We start from the raw sequence: 16826 nt of genomic DNA, 5'->3' as shown, positions 1-16826 counted from the left end.
GCGGTCCGCCGGACCTCGTTTTCAGGCGGCGCCGCGATTGCGGGCGGGCGCGGGGGCCTGTTTCGTCAGCCGGCGCAGCGCGGCGACATTGGTGGTGACCGAGGCCATGCGGCACTGGGCCTTGCCGGCGGATTTCGCTTCATAGAGTGCGGCATCGGCGACCGCCAGCAACTCTTCGGCCTCGGTGCCGTGCTCGGGCGAGACAGCGACACCGACACTGACGCCGACCTTGGCAAAGACGCCGTCGGCGAGCCGGTAGGGCATCGTCACGGCCTGGATGATGCGCTGGCCGACGGCGAGCGCCTGCTCGGCGGTGACGCCGTTCGCCAGCACCACGAATTCATCGCCGCCAAGTCGCGCGATCACGTCGGTCTCCGGCAGCGCGCGCCGCAGCCGCTCGGCGGCCAGCATCAGCACCTGGTCGCCGGCCGCGTGACCATAGGTGTCGTTGACCGGTTTGAAATTGTCGAGGTCGAAGAACAGCAGCGCGAACGGCCGGCCGTTTCCGGCCGGGGCCTCGAGCTTGGCGTTCAGCGCGGCGACGAAACCGGCGCGATTGCGCAGCCCGGTGAGGGTGTCGTGAAGGGCAAGATGACCGTTCTCGCGCTCGGCGCGCATGGTCGCGACCAGCATCTTGTTGAGGCGGAAGGCCGCGACCGTCATCGCCGTGAGATACAGCGGCACCTGCAGGAAGACGATGAACAGCAGCGGCTCGCCGGCAAGCGCCGCGCCCGGCACGATCGGGCCAAGGCTGAGCAGGATCATGGTGCCGGCAAGACGCGGGGCGCTGAAATTGCGGAAGCAGATGCCGCCGACCATTGCCGCGGCCGACAGCGAGGCCAGCATCGCGACCACCCAGTCGCCGCTGGCAAGGCTGATCAGGATGCCGAAGCCGACGCTGGCGCTCCAGGCGACCGCGAGCACGAGGTGCAGATCGGTCGGCGTCGGCCGTCGCTCGCGCGCCGCGCGATGCGCAGCCACCAGCACCGCCAGTCGCGACAGGCAGATGACGAGCTCGAGGATGACCCAGGTGATGAACCATGCGGTCGGCTCGCGGATCGCAATCACGGCCGAGACTGCGACCGTGTTGACCGCGCCGGCCGCGAATACCGGCAGCGAGCCGTAGAGATCGCCGATCAGCGCTTGGCGGATGTCGTCGGGCACGCCCGGCCCGGCATCGGCAAGCCAGCGCGTCACGCCCCAGCGCGGCTGGCTGTATCGTCCTGTTTCGGACTGCATTGTTCTTGCCCCGTACTTTCACGTGGCAACTGATCCCAGCGGGCCTAACAGGCCTTTAAGGACGCCGCCGATCACGCGGCGTGCTTGACGGGAAGTAAACCGCACGGATGCGCCAAATTGGCGCGCCCTCGCATCGCCGCTGCGCGCCGTCAGTGCCGTGGCCGGTCCGGCAGGATGCGGTATTCTCGATGCGATTTCGTGAGCCGCGGTTTCGCGGGAACGACCGCAGGAACGATCGAATGACCGAGCATACCATCGTCGCCGCGACCGGCGAGCCGCGGACCCAGCACAGCCTGATGCGCGACCTGCGACTGCTCGGCGTCATGCCGGGTGAAACGCTGCTGGTGCATTGTGCGATGAGCGCGCTCGGCTGGGTCGCGGGCGGCGCCGAGGCGGTAGTGCGCGCCTTGCTTGATGCGGTCACCGACGCCGGCACGCTGGTGATGCCCGCGCAGTCGTCGCAGCTCAGCGATCCCGCGAATTGGCGCGCGCCGCCCGTCCCCGAGAGTTGGATCGGGATCATCCGGGAAGGCGTGCCGCCGTTCGATCCGCGCACCACGCCGACCCGCGACATGGGCGCCGTCGCCGAATTGTTCCGGAGCTGGCCGGGGGCGCGGCGCAGCCTGCATCCGACCTGCTCCTTCGCGGCCCTTGGTCCCGAAGCGGAGTGGATCACGGCGTGGCAGTCGCTCGGCGAGCCGTTCGGCGACGATGGACCGCTCGGCGTTCTCTACCGATCGGCGGCGCGCATTCTGCTGCTCGGTGCCGGCTTCGACGCCTGCACGGCCCTGCACCTGTCCGAGCTGAAGGCTTGGCCGTCGCTGCCGAGAATCGCGGAAGGCTCCGCCATGACGGTCGACGGACAGCGGCGCTGGGTTCGCTTCGACGTCGCGGCCGGCTACCCCGACGGCTTTCCGGGGATCGGCCAGGCGCTGGTTCGGCAAGGCGTTGTCCGCACCGGGCGCGTCGGATCGGCGACCTGCCACTTGATGTCGATGACGGCGATCGTCGATGCCGCCGCCGGTCTGATGGCGGAGCAGGGCGCGCCGTTTGGATGATGGCCGGAGGGATCACGGCGCGGTCATTCGGCTGTCACCTCGTTCGACTGTGATGGCGGCGAAACGCCGCAACAGTGAGCCGGGGCATCCATGGCCTATCTTGGGATCATCGCGACCTGGATCGGGATCGCCGCCTGCATCCTGCAGTCGGCATTGTTCGCCGGCCTCAATCTCGCGGTCTTCAGCCTCAGCCTGTTGCGGCTGCAGATCGAGGCGGACAGCGGCAATGCCAACGCGGCGCGCGTGCTCGAGCTTCGCCGGCATTCGAATCAGATCCTCGCCACCATCATCTGGGGCAATGTCACCACCAACGTGCTGCTGACGCTGTTGTCGGACTCGGTGTTGGCCGGCGTGGGCGCGTTCCTGTTCTCGGCCTTCGCCATCACGCTGCTCGGCGAGATATTCCCGCAGGCCTATTTCTCGCGCAACGCGCTGGCGATGACCGCGCGGTTCCTGCCGTTCCTGAACTTCTATCGCATCGTGCTGTTTCCGCTGGCGAAGCCGACGGCCATGGTGCTCGACTGGTGGCTCGGCTCGGAAGGCATCACCTATCTGCGCGAGCAGGATATCCGGCAGATGATCGCCCGCCACGTCGTCGACGGCGGCGACATCAGCAAGGTGGAGGCGATCGGCGCCCAGAACTTCCTCGACCTCGACGACATCTCGGTGTGTGACGAGGGCGAGGCGATCGATCCCGCCAGCATCCTCAGCCTGCCGCTCGCCAATCAGCGCTGCGTGCTGCCGAAATTCGACAGCGTGCCAGATGATCCGTTCCTGCGCCGGATCGATGCGTCGGGGATGAAATGGGTGATCGTGACCGATCTCGCGGGTGAACCGGTGTTCGTGCTCGATGCCCACCACTTCCTGCGCGATGCGCTGTTCAACCAACTCGAAAGCGATCCGACCGCCTATTGGCACCGGCCGATCATCGTGCGTGACGCCAAGGCGCGGCTCGGCGACGTCATCGGGTTGATGAAGGTGGTGCCGGAGACGCCGGGCGACGACGTGATCGAGCACGATCTGATCCTGGTGTGGAGCGGGCAGAAGCGCATCATCACCGGCTCGGACCTGCTCGGGCGGCTGTTGCGCGGCATTGCGACCGTGGAGAAGCGATCGGCCGCCTAGAGGGCGACGAGTTCGGCGGCGCTGCTGGCGCGTTTTGCCTTCTTCGCCCTGGCCGGGGCGAACAGGTTGCCCGCGGCAAGCCCTGCGGTGTCGGCGACACCGGGATCACCCGATACCATCGCGGCGACGATGGCGCCGTCGATCAACAGCGCGAGCTGGTGCGCCAGCACGGCCGGCTCGGTAGCGCCCATCTCGGCGGCGAGCCTTTCGATATGCGCCAGCACCACCTTCTTGTGCTTCAGCGCGATGTTGCGGAACTGCTTGGCGTCCTTGTCGTGCTCGGCGACCGCGTTGATGAAGGGGCAGCCATAGAAGCGCTCCTCGCCGAACCAGGTCTTCAGGGCAGGGAATATCCGCGACAGCTTGGTCTGCGCATCGCCGCCGCCCGCCTCGATCGCGCCGATGAACCAGTCGCGCCACTGCCGGCCTTCACTCTCCAGCACCGCATGCACGAGGTTGGTCTTCGAGCCGAACAATTTGTAGAGCGTGGTCTTCGCGGTTCCGGCCTCGTCGATGATCGCATCGATCCCGGTGGCGTTGATGCCGTTCTTGCAGAACAGATGCGTCGCCGCATTCAGCAGCCGCCCGCGCGCCGATTCATCGTCGCCGGCGCTGAACGCCGCGGCAGGTTTTTTCTTCGCAATCGATTTGGCCATGCGCGGCAGTAAATCGGAGCGCGGCAAAATCATCAAGTCGCATCTTCATGCGCGCATCGATGCGCTGAAAATAATCGCCGGCGCGCGGCATTTGCTTGGCGATTGAGCAGCAGCGCCCTGGTCAATCGGCAGGCAGGCGCGCCTAAGCGTCTGCGGAATTTCGTCTTTTGACCTGGGGCATGATTGGCACGCTTCGTGCAGGAAACAGACCGTTCGGTATCCTGACCATTTCCATCGCCCTAGGGAGAAAACTGATGACCGCTGTCGCTCAAAAAACCGCACTGACCGGCTGTCTCGCGCCGATCGACAGAGGCGGGCTCGAGCAGCTCATTGCCAACGGCAAGGCCAACCCGAAGGTCGTCAAGACCTTGAAGTGCAAGACGGTGGCCGAGGGCAAGTTCCGTCACGCCAATTACATCCGCAACCTCGCGCCCTACATCGTCGACGAGCCGCCGGGCCTGCTCGGCGACGACACCGCGCCCAATCCCTCGGAGGCCTCGCTCGCCGCACTCGGCTCCTGCCTTGCGGTCGGCCTGCACGCCAACGCCGTGCATCGCGGCTGGATCGTCAACAAGCTCGAGCTGCAGCTCGAGGGCGACCTCAACATCACAGCGGTATGGGGCACCGGCGACGTCAGTGAGAAGCCGGTCGGCTTCACCGACGTCCGCGTCAAGGTCGACATGGAGTGCGAAGGCGTCGCACAGGACGAGATCGACGCCCTGGTGGCGCATGTGAAGAAGTGGTCGCCGGTCGCCAACACCTTCACGCGCCCCGTCAATCTCGAGGTCAGCGCCTAGGCGCCTGGCAGGCAATTCAAGGTGCGGAGATCATCCATGAGCTCACTGGCAATATCGCGGGTCGCAACGCGAGATCCCGCACCGACGATCGCGGGCGAGGTCGCGCGCCTCGCCCGTCAGGAACTGGCGCCGCTTGCATCCGCGATCGATGCCGGCTCGGTCTATCCCGGCGAATTCCTGCGGCGGCTCGGCGAAATCGGCGCGTGGAGCAGCCACGTGCCGCTGGAAGGCCCGGCCGACCTGCGCTGGGCCATCCAGTCGATGGCCGCGATCGGCGAGGTCTGCGGCGCCACCGCCTTCATGGCCTGGTGCCAGAACACGCTGGTCTGGTACGTCGCCAATTCCACCAATCTGAAGCTCGCCGCGCGCTTCGGCGACTGCTTCTCCCGCGGGCGGGTGCTGGGCGGCACCGGGCTCTCCAACCCGATGAAGAGCTTCTTCGGCATCGAGCGGCTGAAGCTCAGGGGGCGCAAGGTCGACGGCGGTTACATCGTTCGCGGCGCGCTGCCGTGGGTGTCGAACCTCGGGCCCGGCCATTACTTCGGCACGATCTTCGAGCGCGAGGACGACGGCATCGCAGGCGGCGAGGCTGGTGAGACGGTGATGTTCCTTGCCGACTGCTCCGATCCCGCGATCACGCTGACGCCGTGCAAGCCGTTCCTGGCGATGGACGGCACGGGTACCTATGGCGTCCAGTTCCGCGACGTCTTCGTGCCGGGTGAATTGATCCTCGCCGAGCCGGCTGCACCCTTCGTCAAGAAGGTCCGTGCCGGATTCATCCTGTTGCAAGTCGGCATGGGCCTCGGGCTGATGCGGGACTGCATCAACATCATGGACGAGGTCCATGCGCCGCTCGGTCATATCAACCGCTATCTGCCGCAGCAGCCGCTGCAATTCCGCGAGCTCTATGCCGAGTTCGAGAAGGAGGCGATGACGCTGGCGCAGGATCCCCACAATGGCGATGACAGCTACTGGCGCAGGGTCGTCGCGCTGCGGCTGCGCATCGGCGATGCCAGCGTCGCGGTCGCGCATGCGGCGATGCTCCATTGCGGCGCGCGCGGCTACCTGATGAGCCACCGCGCCCAGCGCAGGCTTCGCGAAGCCTATTTCGTCGCCATCGTCACGCCCGCCACCAAGCAGCTGCGCAAGATGCTGGCGGACGGCTGAAGCATGATCCGGAAAAGCGGGGACCGGTTTTCCGAAGAGATCATGCTCAAACAAGTTCGGGACCACCAAGACTAGCAACCATGCAACAGGAGAGGCTGCCATGACGGACGTTCTGATCACCGCCGGCGAACTTGCCGAGCTCGTCAAGAAAGAACCGTGTGTCATCATCGACACGCGTAATCCGGATGCCTATGCGGCGGGACATCTGCCCGGTGCGGTCAATGTGCATGACATCTTCACTTACCTCGCGACCTCGACGCCGGAGGGCATGCACGCGCTGAAGACCAAGTTCGCCGATGCCTTCGGCGCCGCCGGCCTGTCCGGCAAGGAGACCGCCGTGATCTACGAGCAGTCGATGAATTCCGGCTTCGGCCAGTCCTGCCGCGGCTATTACCTGCTGGCGATGCTGGGCTATCCCAAGATCAAGGTCCTGCATGGCGGGTTCGATGCCTGGAAGGCGGCGGACCTGCCGGTCACCACCGACGTCGCGGTGCCGGCGAAGGCTGCGTTCGCGATCGTGCCGGAGGCCGGCGACATCATGATCGACGCCAAGGCGATGCTGGCTGCGGTCGGCAAGCCGGGCGTCGCGATCCTCGACGTGCGCGACGTCGACGAGTGGATCGGCGAAAGCTCGTCGCCTTACGGGAAGGATTTCTGCCCGCGCAAGGGCCGCATTCCCGGCGCGGTGTGGCTGGAATGGTACCGCATGATGAAGCCGACCGGCGAGGGCCCGCGCTTCAAGTCGAAGGACGAGATCCTTGCCGAATGCGCCACCGTCGGCATCTCGCAGACCACGCCGGTCTATCTCTACTGCTTCAAGGGGGCGCGCGCGTCGAACACCTTCCTGGCGCTGAAGAACGCCGGCGTGAAGGACGTGCGGATGTATTTCGGCTCCTGGAACGAGTGGTCGCGCGATCCGGCGCTGCCGATCGACGAAGGCTTGCCGACCGCAGCCGTCGTGACCGGCAAGGCGGCATAGAACCTGCATGTTTGTCGGCGTCCGGCGGCGCAAAACGCGGCCGGACGCCGATCAATGAACCGGATCGCGGAGCTTTCCTCGTTTCGGTGCGACAATGGGGCGCAGCATGTCCATGTCAGACGATCCCTTCGACGCCGACCGCGCGCTGGTGCGATCGGGCTGCGCCTGCGGGCTGCATCGCTCGGCCGCCGAGCACGATCATGCCGCGCGCCCGCTGCGCTGCGAGCCTGTCGTGAGTGAGGAGAAGCGGTACGAAGGCATCGTTGCCTCCGCGGTGATGCGGGCGGTGTTTCCGCAGGATGTCGCACGCCGCGCCTTCCTGAAGTCGGTCGGGGCTGCGACCGCGCTCGCCGCACTGTCGCAATTCTTCCCGTTGAAGACGGCGACGGAGGCGTTCGCCGAAGCAGGGTCGCCGGAGAAGAAGGACCTCAAGATCGGCTTCATCCCGATCACCTGCGCGACCCCGATCATCATGGCGGCGCCGCTCGGCTTCTATGCCAAGCAGGGGCTCAATGTCGAGGTGGTGAAGACCGCCGGCTGGGCGGTCATTCGCGACAAGACCATCAACAAGGAATACGACGCCGCCCACATGCTGGCGCCGATGCCGATCGCGATCTCGCTTGGCTTAGGGGCCAACGCGATCCCGTTCACGGTGCCCGCGATCGAGAACATCAACGGGCAGGGCATCACGCTGGCGATGAAGCACAGGGATCGGCGCGATCCAAAGGACTGGAAGGGCATGAAGTTCGCCATTCCATTCGACTATTCGATGCACAATTATCTGCTGCGCTATTATCTTGCCGAGCACGGGCTCGATCCGGATACCGACGTGCAACTCCGTTCGGTGCCGCCGCCGGAGATGGTCGCCAATCTACGCGCCGACAACATCGACGGCTTCCTCGCGCCGGACAATATCTGCCAGCGCGCGATCTATGACGGTGTCGGCTTCCTGCACATCCTCTCCAAGGAGATCTGGGATGGCCATCCCTGTTGCAGTTTTGCCGCGAGCCGCGAGTTCATCACCGCGGCGCCGAATTCGTTCGCGGCGCTGACGCGGGCGATCGTCGATGCCACCGGCTATGCGGCGAAGGCCGAGAACCGCAAGCAGATCGCGGAGGCGATCGCGCCGGCCAATTACATCAACGCGCCGGTCACGGTGCTGGAGCAGGTGCTGACCGGCACCTATGCCGACGGCCTTGGCGGCGTGAAGACCGACGCCAAGCGGGTCGATTTCGATCCGTTCCCCTGGCAATCCTTCGCGGTGTGGATGCTGACCCAGATGAAGCGCTGGGGCCAGATCAAGGGCGAGGTCGACTACCGGGCAGTGGCCGAGCAGGTCTACCTTGCCACCGACACGAAGAAGGTGATGGTCGAGATGGGGCTCTCGCCGCCGGCAACCGCCTACAAATCGTTCTCGGTGATGGGCAAGAGCTTCGATCCGGCCAAGCCCGACGATTATCTCGCGAGCTTCAAGATCAGGAAGTCGTCGTGAAGGTAGGCACCGGCTTATCCACGTCGTCCCGGCGAAGGCCGGGACCCATAACCACGACCGTCGGTGTTTGTGCACGGCGTCTCCCCGCGTGCCCCACCGAGGCGGCGCGGCGTATGGGTCCCGGCCTTCGCCGGGACGACGGGTTGAGAGGGCGCGCCGAATGAGGCTGTCCCTCCGCTTCCGCGCCGCGATCGTCTCCGTCGTGCTGCTCGCGACCTTCCTCGCCGCCTGGCACCTGGCGACCCGCGGCACGGGCGCTGTGGCGAACATGAGCCCGGAGTATGCGAAGCTGATGGGGCTGACCGCGACCCAGGGCAAGTCGGCGATGCCCGGACCGCTCGATGTCGGGGCGAAGCTGTGGGAGCATCTGAAGCGGCCGTTCTACGACAACGGACCGAACGACAAGGGCCTCGGCATCCAGCTCGGCTATTCGATCGCGCGCGTCGGGCTCGGCTATCTGATCGCCGTCATGGTCGCGATCCCGCTCGGCTTCCTGATCGGGATGTCGCCCCTGATCAGCAGGGCGCTCGATCCGTTCATCCAGGTGTTGAAGCCGATCTCGCCGCTGGCCTGGATGCCGCTTGCGCTCTACACCATCAAGGATTCCTCGATCTCGGCGATCTTCGTCATCTTCATCTGCTCGGTGTGGCCGATGCTGCTCAACACCGCGTTCGGCGTCGTCGGCGTGCGCAAGGAATGGATCAATGTCGCCCGGACGCTCGAAGTCGGTACCGTCAGGCGCGCCTTCACCGTGATCTTGCCGGCGGCAGCGCCGACGATCCTGACCGGGATGCGGATCTCGATCGGGATCGCCTGGCTCGTCATCGTCGCCGCCGAGATGCTCGTCGGCGGCACCGGCATCGGCTATTTCGTCTGGAACGAGTGGAACAATCTGTCGATCACCAATGTGATCATCGCGATCCTGTTGATCGGTCTGGTCGGCATGCTGCTCGACCAGGTGCTGGCGCGGTTCACGCGCATGGTGACATTTCCGGAGTAGCGATGACCGACAAGTTCATCTCCATCGAGGGCATCGCGCGGCGCTATCCCGGCGCGGGCGGCGGCACCACCACGGTGTTCGAGAATTTCTGGCTGTCGATGGCACGCGGCGAGTTCGGCTGCGTGATCGGCCATTCCGGCTGCGGCAAGACCACGGTGCTCAACATCCTCGCCGGCCTCGACCAGCCGAGCGAGGGCACCGTGATCGTCGACGGGCAGGGCATCGAGGGCACCAGCCTCGACCGCGCCGTGATCTTCCAGAGCCACGCGCTGCTGCCATGGCGCACCGTGCTCGGCAACGTCGGCTACGCCGTCAGTTCGAAATGGCGCAAATGGGACCGCGCCCGGGTCAAGGCCCACGCGCAAAGGTTCATCGATCTGGTCGGGCTCACCGGCTCCGAGCACAAGCATCCGTCGGAGCTGTCCGGCGGCATGAAGCAGCGCGTCGGCATCGCGCGGGCGCTGTCGATCACGCCGAAGATCATGCTGATGGACGAGCCATTCTCGGCGCTCGACGCGCTGACCCGCGGCACGTTGCAGGACGAGGTGCGGCGCATCTGTCTGGAGACCGGGCAGACCACCTTCATGATCACCCATGACGTCGACGAGGCGATCTTCCTCGCCGACAAGATCTTCCTGATGACCAACGGCCCTGGCGCCGTGCTGGCCGAGATCGTCGAGAATCCGCTGCCGAAGGAGCGCGGCCGGATCGATCTGCACCGCCACCCCTATTATTACGCGCTGCGCAACCATATCGTCGATTTCCTGGTCAGCCGCAGCAAGAGCTTTGCGGCCGAGGTGACCGGACACGATCCGCGCCACGTGCCGACGGTGCGGCCCGGCCTGGGCGAACCGGTGATCGTCTCGCCGCCGCGCGTCGTCGAACCCAATCCCGCGCAGAGCATTGCGCGCTGAAGCCTGAGGAGGAAACCAGATGAAACGCGAAGACCTCACCGAAAAGCTGCTCGACATCAAGCGCGAGAAGGGCTGGAGCTGGAAGCATATCTGCGAGAAGATCGGCGGTTATTCCGAAGTCCTGATCGTCGGCGCAATTCTCGGCCAGATGAAATTGACAAAACCGCAGGCTGCCAACGCCGGGGAATTATTCGGGCTGTCGAAGGCTGAGACTGCGATGCTCAACGAGGTGCCGATGCGCGGCACCGGCACGGCGATGCCGCCGACCGATCCCCTGATTTACCGCTTCTACGAGATGGTGATGGTCAACGGTCCGGCATGGAAGGCGCTGATCGAGGAGGAGTTCGGCGACGGCATCATGTCGGCGATCGACTTCGACATGGCGATGGAGCGCGTCGCCAATCCGAAGGGCGACCGCGTCAAGATCACCATGAGCGGCAAGTTCCTGCCGTACAAATATTACGGCGCCAGCGGCAACGTGCCGGAATACGGCTTCAAGGAGGAGTGAGAGCAGGGCGGCGCGACTGCTTCACGCCGCGCGCTCGGAACTTCCCTCCGACCTCACAGAATCGCGCGTGGCGCATAGCTCGCCGCGTCGGGCTTGGCTCTCGCCAGGGCGTCGACCTGCTCGGCGAAGTAATCGACCTGAGCGGCGGCGTCGCCGGAGTTGGCGCGACCCTGGTCCAGCACAAGCTGCAGCTCGGCCTCGCTCAAGCCAAGGCGCTGATCGGCGGCGAGGCGCTGCAGCAGATCGTTTTGCACGATCTTGCCGGTCCGCAGGTCGCCGATGGCGGCGACGGCATGTTCCTTGATCGCCTCGTGGGCGCTTTCGCGGCCGGCGCCCTTCTTGACCGCTTCCATCATGACCGTGGTGGTCAGCAGGAAGGGCAAATAGCGGTTGAGCTCGGTCGCGACCACGGCCTCGAACACGTCCATCTGATCGAGCACGGTGAGCAAGGTTTCGAGGAGCCCATCCATGGCGAGGAAGGCATCGGGCAGCATCACGCGGCGGACGACCGAGCAGGAGACGTCACCTTCGTTCCACTGATCGCCGGCGAGCCCGGCGGCCATGGCGAGATAGCCCTTCAGGATCACATGAAGGCCGTTGATGCGCTCGCAGGAGCGGCTGTTCATCTTGTGCGGCATCGCCGAGGAGCCGACCTGGCCCTTGGCAAAGCCTTCGCTGGCGAGTTCGTGGCCCGCCATCAAGCGAATGGTCTTGGCGAAATTGCCGGGGCCGCTGGCAAGCTCGGTGAGCGCACTGACGGCACGGAAGTCGAGGCTGCGCGGATACACCTGGCCGACGGCATCAAGGGCTTTCGGCAGGCCGAGGTGAACGAGGATGCGCTGTTCGAGTGCGCGCGCCTTGCCGGCATCGCCATTGAACAGGGTGATCTGGTCGAGCCGGGTGCCGACCGCGCCCTTCAGGCCGCGCGCGGGATAGGTTTGAAGCACATTGACCAGGCTCTGATGCGCCAGCAGCGTTTCCTCGCCGAACATGGCGATGCGCTTGCCGAGCGTCGTGACCTGCGCCGCCACGTTGTGGGTGCGTGCGGTAAACGGAACGTCGCGCAATTGCTGCGCGCGCTTTGCAAATCGAACCAGCGCGGCGACGCTCTTGGTCTCGACCAACTGCAACGCGCGATAGACCTGCAATTGCTCCACGTTCTCGGTAAGATCGCGGCTGGTCATGCCCTTGTGCAGGTGCTCGTGACCGGCGAGTTCGCAGAACTCCTCGATGCGCGCCTTCACGTCGTGGCGGGTGATGCGCTCCCGCTGCATGATGGAGGCCAGGTTGATCTGGTCCTTCACGCGCTCGTAGCTCTCGATCACGCCATCCGGAACCGGAATTCCGAGATCGCGCTGGGCCTTCAGCACGGCGATCCAGTAGTCGCGTTCGAGGCGGACCTTGCCTTCGCCGCTCCAGATGGCGCGCATGGCGGGCGAGGCATAACGTTCGGCGAGGACGTTGGAAATGTGATCTTGGGACATGATCCCGCTCTCTTGGCATTACCTGGTGCCGGCTGCAAGCCGAGAGCTGTCATGGATCGTCGAGATTGCAGGCACCACGGCCCGGGCTTGCGGTGTTGGCGGCACCTTAGCAGATAGTGATCCGCACCGCCTCAGGCAACCTGAGGCGGCTTCGGCATGCACGCAGCACTGGCTGACGTCATTGTCGCCAGCACTGCTCGCAATCACGGGGCGGGAACGGATCCGTTGAACGCCGCCCTGACCTCCTTCACCGGCGCCATGTCGCGGACATAGCTGAACGAGCCCTTGTCCTTCATCTCGCGGGCGGAGCGCAAGAAGGCGTTGAGCGCGTGGCGCTCCATCGCGCCGCCGGTGCTGATGCGCTTGACGCCGGCGGCGGCGATCTGATCGACCGTCAGGGTCGGATCGGCAAAGCCCATCACCAGGTTGAATGGCTTGCCGAGCGAGGCCGTCACCGTGCGGATGGTCTTGGCGTCGTACACGCCGGGTGCGTACAACACGTCGGCGCCGACCGCCTCGAAGGCCTGCAGCCGCTTGATGGTGTCGTCGAGATCGTTGCGGCCGTGCAGCAGGTTCTCCGCCCGCGCGGTCAGCATGAACGGGAACGGCAGCGCCCGTGCCGCTTCGACCGCCGCCTGCACCCGCTCGACCGCGAGCGAGAAGTCGTAGATCGGATGCTCGCGATTGCCGGTCGAGTCCTCGATCGAGCCGCCGACCACGCCGGCCTCTGCTGCGCGGGTGATCGCCCTTGCCGCGGTCTTCGGATCATCGGCGCCGCAATTCTCGAGGTCGGCGTTCACGGGCAGGTCGGTGGCCTCCACGATCATCCGGCAATTCTCGATGATAGCGTCGAGGCTGATGGTGGACTGCCCGAGCGTGTTGGCGACCCCGAGGCTGGTGGTCGCGAGCGCCTCGAACCCCATGGCAGCGAGCAGTTTCGCGGTTCCGGCATCCCAGGGGTTGGGAATGATGAAGGCGCCGGGCCGCTGATGCAGCTCGCGAAACCGTGCTGCCTTGTCTGCCTGGGTGCGCATGTGAACTCCTGATGGTTGGGAAAGCGACTGGCAGCAAGCGATAGGGTGGTTTCGATCATCAGACAAATTTGTTATTTCTCTCGATATCATTAGCTTTTTGCATGAGGCGAGAATGGACAGCGACGCGCTCAACACGTTCCTGGTAGTGCATCGCCGCGGCGGGATCTCGAACGCCGCGAAGGCGCTGCATCGCTCGCAGCCGGCGATCTCTAGGCGGATCGCGCTGCTCGAGCAGGAGCTCGGCGTGCCCCTGTTCGAGCGCATCGGAGGCAAGACGCGGCTCAGCGATGCAGGGCGGGTGATGGTGCCCTACGCCGAGCGCGCGGTGGCGGCGGCGCAGGATGCCGAGAACGCGGTGCGCGCGCTGCTGCGCGACAATTCCGGCCCGGTGGCGCTGGCGGTGACCGGCACGCTGGCGGGCGAGCGGCTCTCGAAGGTGCTGAAGCGGTTCGCCCGCCGGCATCCGGATGTCGCGCTGACCTTGCGCACGGCGACCAGCGCCGAGGTCAGCGACCAGATCCGGCGCGGCGAGGCGACGATCGGGCTGCGCTACGACCGCGACCGCTCAGGTGACCTCGAATGCGAGGTGCTGTTCGCCGAGCCGCTCCAGGTGGTCTGCGCGCCGGACCATCCGCTGGCGGGACGGAGGGTCGGCAGGCTCGCCGATCTCCGGGACGAGCGGTGGATCGCCTTTCCCGAGGTGCCGGGCCGGCGCGAGATCACGGCCTCCCATGTGTTCGCGCTGTTCCTGACCCACGGGCTCGGCGAGGTCGCATGGACGCCGGTCGACAGCCTGACGGCGCAGAAGCGGCTGGTCGAGGCGGGGCTCGGGATCGCGCTGCTGTCACACAGCAATGCGGCGGAGGAGCTGCGGACCTCGGCGATCGCGACCATCCGCGTCGGCAATCTCACTGCCAGTCACGAGGTCGTCGCGGTGACACGGCACGGCGGCTTCCTCAGCGCCGCGTCGCGCCGCCTGCTCGACATCATCCGCGCAGACTTCACCAAGGCAAGGGGCACAAACGCGTCGCGCCGGAACAAGGTCCGGCGCGCGTAGCAACTCGAAGGTGAGCGAAGCCGGGGCGTGAACCTAGGTTCCCGCCTTGACCTGGGCCACCGCCACGGCCAGCAGCTCGTCCATCTTGGCGCGGATATCGCGCTCGGTGGCGGGCTGGCCCTTGGCCGTGAGGTCCTTCAGAACCTTGTGCAGGACGTCGTTGTCGCCGGCTTCCTCGAAATCGGCGGCCACCACCTCCTTGGCATAGGCGTTGGCGGCATCGCCCGTGATGCCGAGCTTCTCGGCAGCCCACAGGCCGAGCAGCTTGTTCCGGCGGGCTTCCGCCTTGAACTTCAGCTCCTCGTCGAGGGCGAACTTCTTCTCGAAACCTTCCTCGCGCTTGTTGAACTCGTTCATGGCCGAAGTTCCAATCCCTGCTGAATGCGGGCCGCAGCTCGTTGCGGCAGCCCCGATGCCTGCCTAGATAGTTGGGAGGAATCGGCAAGACAACGAGCCGTTAAGCCGCAGGCAAAACAGGCGGAATCGGCCCTTTTCGATAGGGCGGTATAAGTGCCCGCAAGGGGGCACTATCGATTGTGCTGGATGGGCCAATCGGATAGGTTGCCAACAGGCGTGGTTCTTGTTCTGTTTCCAGTTGGATAGCTCAGGTTCCAGGCCTCCGCGGCAGCTCCGTCGTGGGTCGTAACCCCAAGTCATCCGGAGCACCCAAATTCATGGATTTCAACAAAACACGGTACATCCCAATGAGCCGTCGACGCCGCATTTATGAAGGCAAGGCCAAGGTGCTTTACGAAGGCCCCGAGCCGGGAACCCTGATCCAGCACTTCAAGGACGACGCGACCGCGTTCAATGCCAAGAAACACCAGGTGATCGAGGGCAAGGGCGTCCTCAACAACCGGATTTCGGAGTACCTGTTTCAGCACCTCAACGACATCGGGGTGCCGACCCACTTCATCCGTCGCCTCAACATGCGCGAGCAGCTGATTCGCGAGGTCGAGATCGTGCCGCTCGAGGTGGTGGTACGGAACGTCGCCGCCGGCTCGCTGTCGCAGCGGCTCGGGATCGAGGAGGGCACCCAGCTGCCGCGCTCGATCATCGAGTTCTATTACAAGAACGACCAGCTCAACGACCCGATGGTGTCGGAAGAGCACATCACCGCGTTCGGCTGGGCCACGCCCCAGGAGATCGACGACATCATGGCGCTGGCCATCCGCGTCAACGACTTCCTGACCGGCCTCTTCCTCGGCATCGGTATCCGCCTCGTCGACTTCAAGATGGAGTGCGGGCGGCTGTTCGAGAACGAGATGATGCGGATCATCGTCGCCGACGAGATCTCGCCGGACTCCTGCCGGCTGTGGGACATCAAGTCGAACGAGAAGCTCGACAAGGACCGTTTCCGCCGCGATCTCGGCGGTCTGCTCGAAGCGTACACCGAGGTCGCGAAGCGGCTCGGCATCCTGATCGAAAACGAGCGGCCCGCTGGAAGCGGCCCGGTGCTGGTGAAAAGTTAAGGGGCTATCGTGAAGGCACGTGTCACTGTTACGTTGAAGTCGGGCATCCTCGATCCGCAGGGCAAGGCGATCGAGGGCGCGCTGAAATCGCTCGGCGTCGACGGCATCGCGAGCGTTCGCCAGGGCAAGGTGTTCGACATCGAGCTCGCCGCGACCGACAAGGCCAAGGCGGAGGCGGCATTGAAGGCCGCCGCCGACAAGCTTTTGGCGAACACCGTGATCGAGAACTACCGGGTCGAGGTCCTGAGCTAGCCGGGCGCGCCAGATGACAACAGCCACCCTCGCTGCTGGCGGTGACCGTATCGTCGTCCGATCGTTGTTGGCTGCTCTGCTGACGGTTGCTGGATGCGGCGGTGTCTCGGCGCAATCGGCGCCGCCGCCACCCTCCGCCACGACGCAGGCGCCGCCGTTCACGGTCAGCGGATGGAGCTACGAGCGCCGCGGCTCCGATGCGCACATGTTCCGCTGCACGCAGTCGTCCTGCGGTGCGGGCTCCAAGGTGAGCTACCGGTACTATATCGGCGGAAAGCAGATGACGCTCGACCAGTTCCGTGCGGGGCAGGAGCAGATCATCAAGGCGCTGGAACAGCGGACGCCCGGACAGCGGATTACGCTGCTCGGCGTTGACGGCGACAAGGGCACGGCGACGCCGCGCATGTTCAAGGCACGGCGTCTGACCGTGACGGCCGATGGCGCAAGCGAGTATCAAGTCAGCGGCTTGCTGATCGGCGGACAAGGCTCCGCCAGCCTGATCAGTTCGGCGCGCGACGAGAAAGCCAGCAACGACAATTACGCAAAGTTTGCCGCCGCAGCGAAGCTCGTGCTGGCGCCCAAAACCAGGTGA

The 16826-nt window shown here is 65.4% G+C and carries 18 protein-coding genes; 13 read left to right on the top strand and 5 right to left on the bottom strand.

Annotated elements, in window-relative coordinates; all coding sequences use genetic code 11:
• Window positions 1-21: 21 nt before the first annotated feature.
• Window positions 22-1239, bottom strand: coding sequence for a GGDEF domain-containing protein (locus JQ507_21400; protein ID QRI67525.1), 1218 nt, complete (start codon window positions 1237-1239; stop codon window positions 22-24).
• Between the two features lie 239 nt (window positions 1240-1478).
• Here JQ507_21400 and JQ507_21395 point away from each other — a divergent pair, with 239 nt between their 5' ends.
• Together JQ507_21395 and JQ507_21390 are read left to right on the top strand one after the other, a co-directional pair.
• Complete coding sequence (locus JQ507_21395; GenBank protein QRI67524.1) at window positions 1479-2297, top strand: AAC(3) family N-acetyltransferase; 819 nt, start codon at window positions 1479-1481, stop codon at window positions 2295-2297.
• A 90-nt stretch (window positions 2298-2387) separates the two neighbouring features.
• Window positions 2388-3422 (top strand): DUF21 domain-containing protein, encoded by a 1035-nt coding sequence (locus JQ507_21390; GenBank protein QRI67523.1) that lies wholly within the window; start codon window positions 2388-2390, stop codon window positions 3420-3422.
• Here the strand turns inward: JQ507_21390 and JQ507_21385 are convergent.
• Entirely contained in the window at window positions 3419-4078 is a 660-nt protein-coding gene (locus tag JQ507_21385; GenBank protein ID QRI67522.1) for a TetR/AcrR family transcriptional regulator, read from the bottom strand. The two genes, JQ507_21390 and JQ507_21385, sit on opposite strands and share 4 nt — an antisense overlap.
• Window positions 4079-4332: 254 nt before the next feature.
• Between JQ507_21385 and JQ507_21380 the strand changes: the two genes are divergently transcribed.
• The 7 genes from JQ507_21380 (at window position 4333) to cynS (ending at window position 10935) form a co-directional block, all read left to right on the top strand.
• Window positions 4333-4875, top strand: coding sequence for an OsmC family protein (locus JQ507_21380; GenBank protein QRI67521.1), 543 nt, complete (start codon window positions 4333-4335; stop codon window positions 4873-4875).
• Window positions 4876-4911: 36 nt separating this feature from the next.
• Window positions 4912-6042: an acyl-CoA/acyl-ACP dehydrogenase gene (locus JQ507_21375; GenBank protein QRI67520.1), complete on the top strand. Its 1131-nt coding sequence runs from the start codon at window positions 4912-4914 to the stop codon at window positions 6040-6042.
• 100 nt (window positions 6043-6142) lie between these two features.
• Window positions 6143-7021 (top strand): sulfurtransferase, encoded by an 879-nt coding sequence (locus JQ507_21370; protein QRI67519.1) that lies wholly within the window; start codon window positions 6143-6145, stop codon window positions 7019-7021.
• A 106-nt stretch (window positions 7022-7127) separates the two neighbouring features.
• Window positions 7128-8513 (top strand): ABC transporter substrate-binding protein, encoded by a 1386-nt coding sequence (locus JQ507_21365; protein QRI67518.1) that lies wholly within the window; start codon window positions 7128-7130, stop codon window positions 8511-8513.
• 160 nt (window positions 8514-8673) lie between these two features.
• The gene (gene ntrB / locus JQ507_21360; GenBank protein QRI67517.1) at window positions 8674-9513 is read left to right on the top strand and encodes a nitrate ABC transporter permease; all 840 of its coding nucleotides are present in this window, start codon (window positions 8674-8676) and stop codon (window positions 9511-9513) included.
• 2 nt (window positions 9514-9515) lie between these two features.
• Window positions 9516-10427 carry an ABC transporter ATP-binding protein gene (locus tag JQ507_21355; protein ID QRI67516.1) on the top strand — a complete coding sequence of 304 codons (912 nt, stop codon included), beginning with the start codon at window positions 9516-9518 and terminating at the stop codon, window positions 10425-10427.
• Between the two features lie 19 nt (window positions 10428-10446).
• Window positions 10447-10935 (top strand): cyanase, encoded by a 489-nt coding sequence (gene cynS, locus JQ507_21350; GenBank protein QRI67515.1) that lies wholly within the window; start codon window positions 10447-10449, stop codon window positions 10933-10935.
• Window positions 10936-10988: 53 nt separating this feature from the next.
• Here the strand turns inward: cynS and JQ507_21345 are convergent, their stop codons facing one another.
• Together JQ507_21345 and JQ507_21340 are read right to left on the bottom strand one after the other, a co-directional pair.
• Window positions 10989-12419: an adenylosuccinate lyase gene (locus JQ507_21345; GenBank protein ID QRI67514.1), complete on the bottom strand. Its 1431-nt coding sequence runs from the start codon at window positions 12417-12419 to the stop codon at window positions 10989-10991.
• A gap of 203 nt (window positions 12420-12622) precedes the next feature.
• Entirely contained in the window at window positions 12623-13453 is an 831-nt protein-coding gene (locus JQ507_21340; GenBank protein ID QRI67513.1) for an isocitrate lyase/phosphoenolpyruvate mutase family protein, read from the bottom strand.
• A 112-nt stretch (window positions 13454-13565) separates the two neighbouring features.
• Between JQ507_21340 and JQ507_21335 the strand changes: the two genes are divergently transcribed.
• Window positions 13566-14510, top strand: a complete 945-nt coding sequence (locus JQ507_21335; GenBank protein QRI67512.1) for a LysR family transcriptional regulator — start codon at window positions 13566-13568, stop codon at window positions 14508-14510.
• Between the two features lie 33 nt (window positions 14511-14543).
• Here the strand turns inward: JQ507_21335 and JQ507_21330 are convergent, their stop codons facing one another.
• The gene (locus JQ507_21330; GenBank protein QRI67511.1) at window positions 14544-14867 is read right to left on the bottom strand and encodes a DUF1476 domain-containing protein; all 324 of its coding nucleotides are present in this window, start codon (window positions 14865-14867) and stop codon (window positions 14544-14546) included.
• Between the two features lie 347 nt (window positions 14868-15214).
• Between JQ507_21330 and JQ507_21325 the strand changes: the two genes are divergently transcribed.
• From JQ507_21325 to JQ507_21315, 3 genes are all read left to right on the top strand, one after another.
• Window positions 15215-15982: a phosphoribosylaminoimidazolesuccinocarboxamide synthase gene (locus tag JQ507_21325; protein QRI67510.1), complete on the top strand. Its 768-nt coding sequence runs from the start codon at window positions 15215-15217 to the stop codon at window positions 15980-15982.
• Between the two features lie 9 nt (window positions 15983-15991).
• On the top strand, window positions 15992-16234 hold the full coding sequence (gene purS / locus JQ507_21320; GenBank protein QRI67509.1) for a phosphoribosylformylglycinamidine synthase subunit PurS: 243 nt from the start codon (window positions 15992-15994) through the stop codon (window positions 16232-16234).
• Window positions 16235-16439: 205 nt separating this feature from the next.
• Entirely contained in the window at window positions 16440-16826 is a 387-nt protein-coding gene (locus JQ507_21315; protein ID QRI73449.1) for a hypothetical protein, read from the top strand.

The sequence above is a fragment of the Bradyrhizobium sp. PSBB068 genome, assembly GCA_016839165.1.
GTDB lineage: Bacteria > Pseudomonadota > Alphaproteobacteria > Rhizobiales > Xanthobacteraceae > Bradyrhizobium.
Note: the sequence above shows the minus strand (reverse complement) of the source record. Positions and strands in the feature narration are given on the sequence as shown.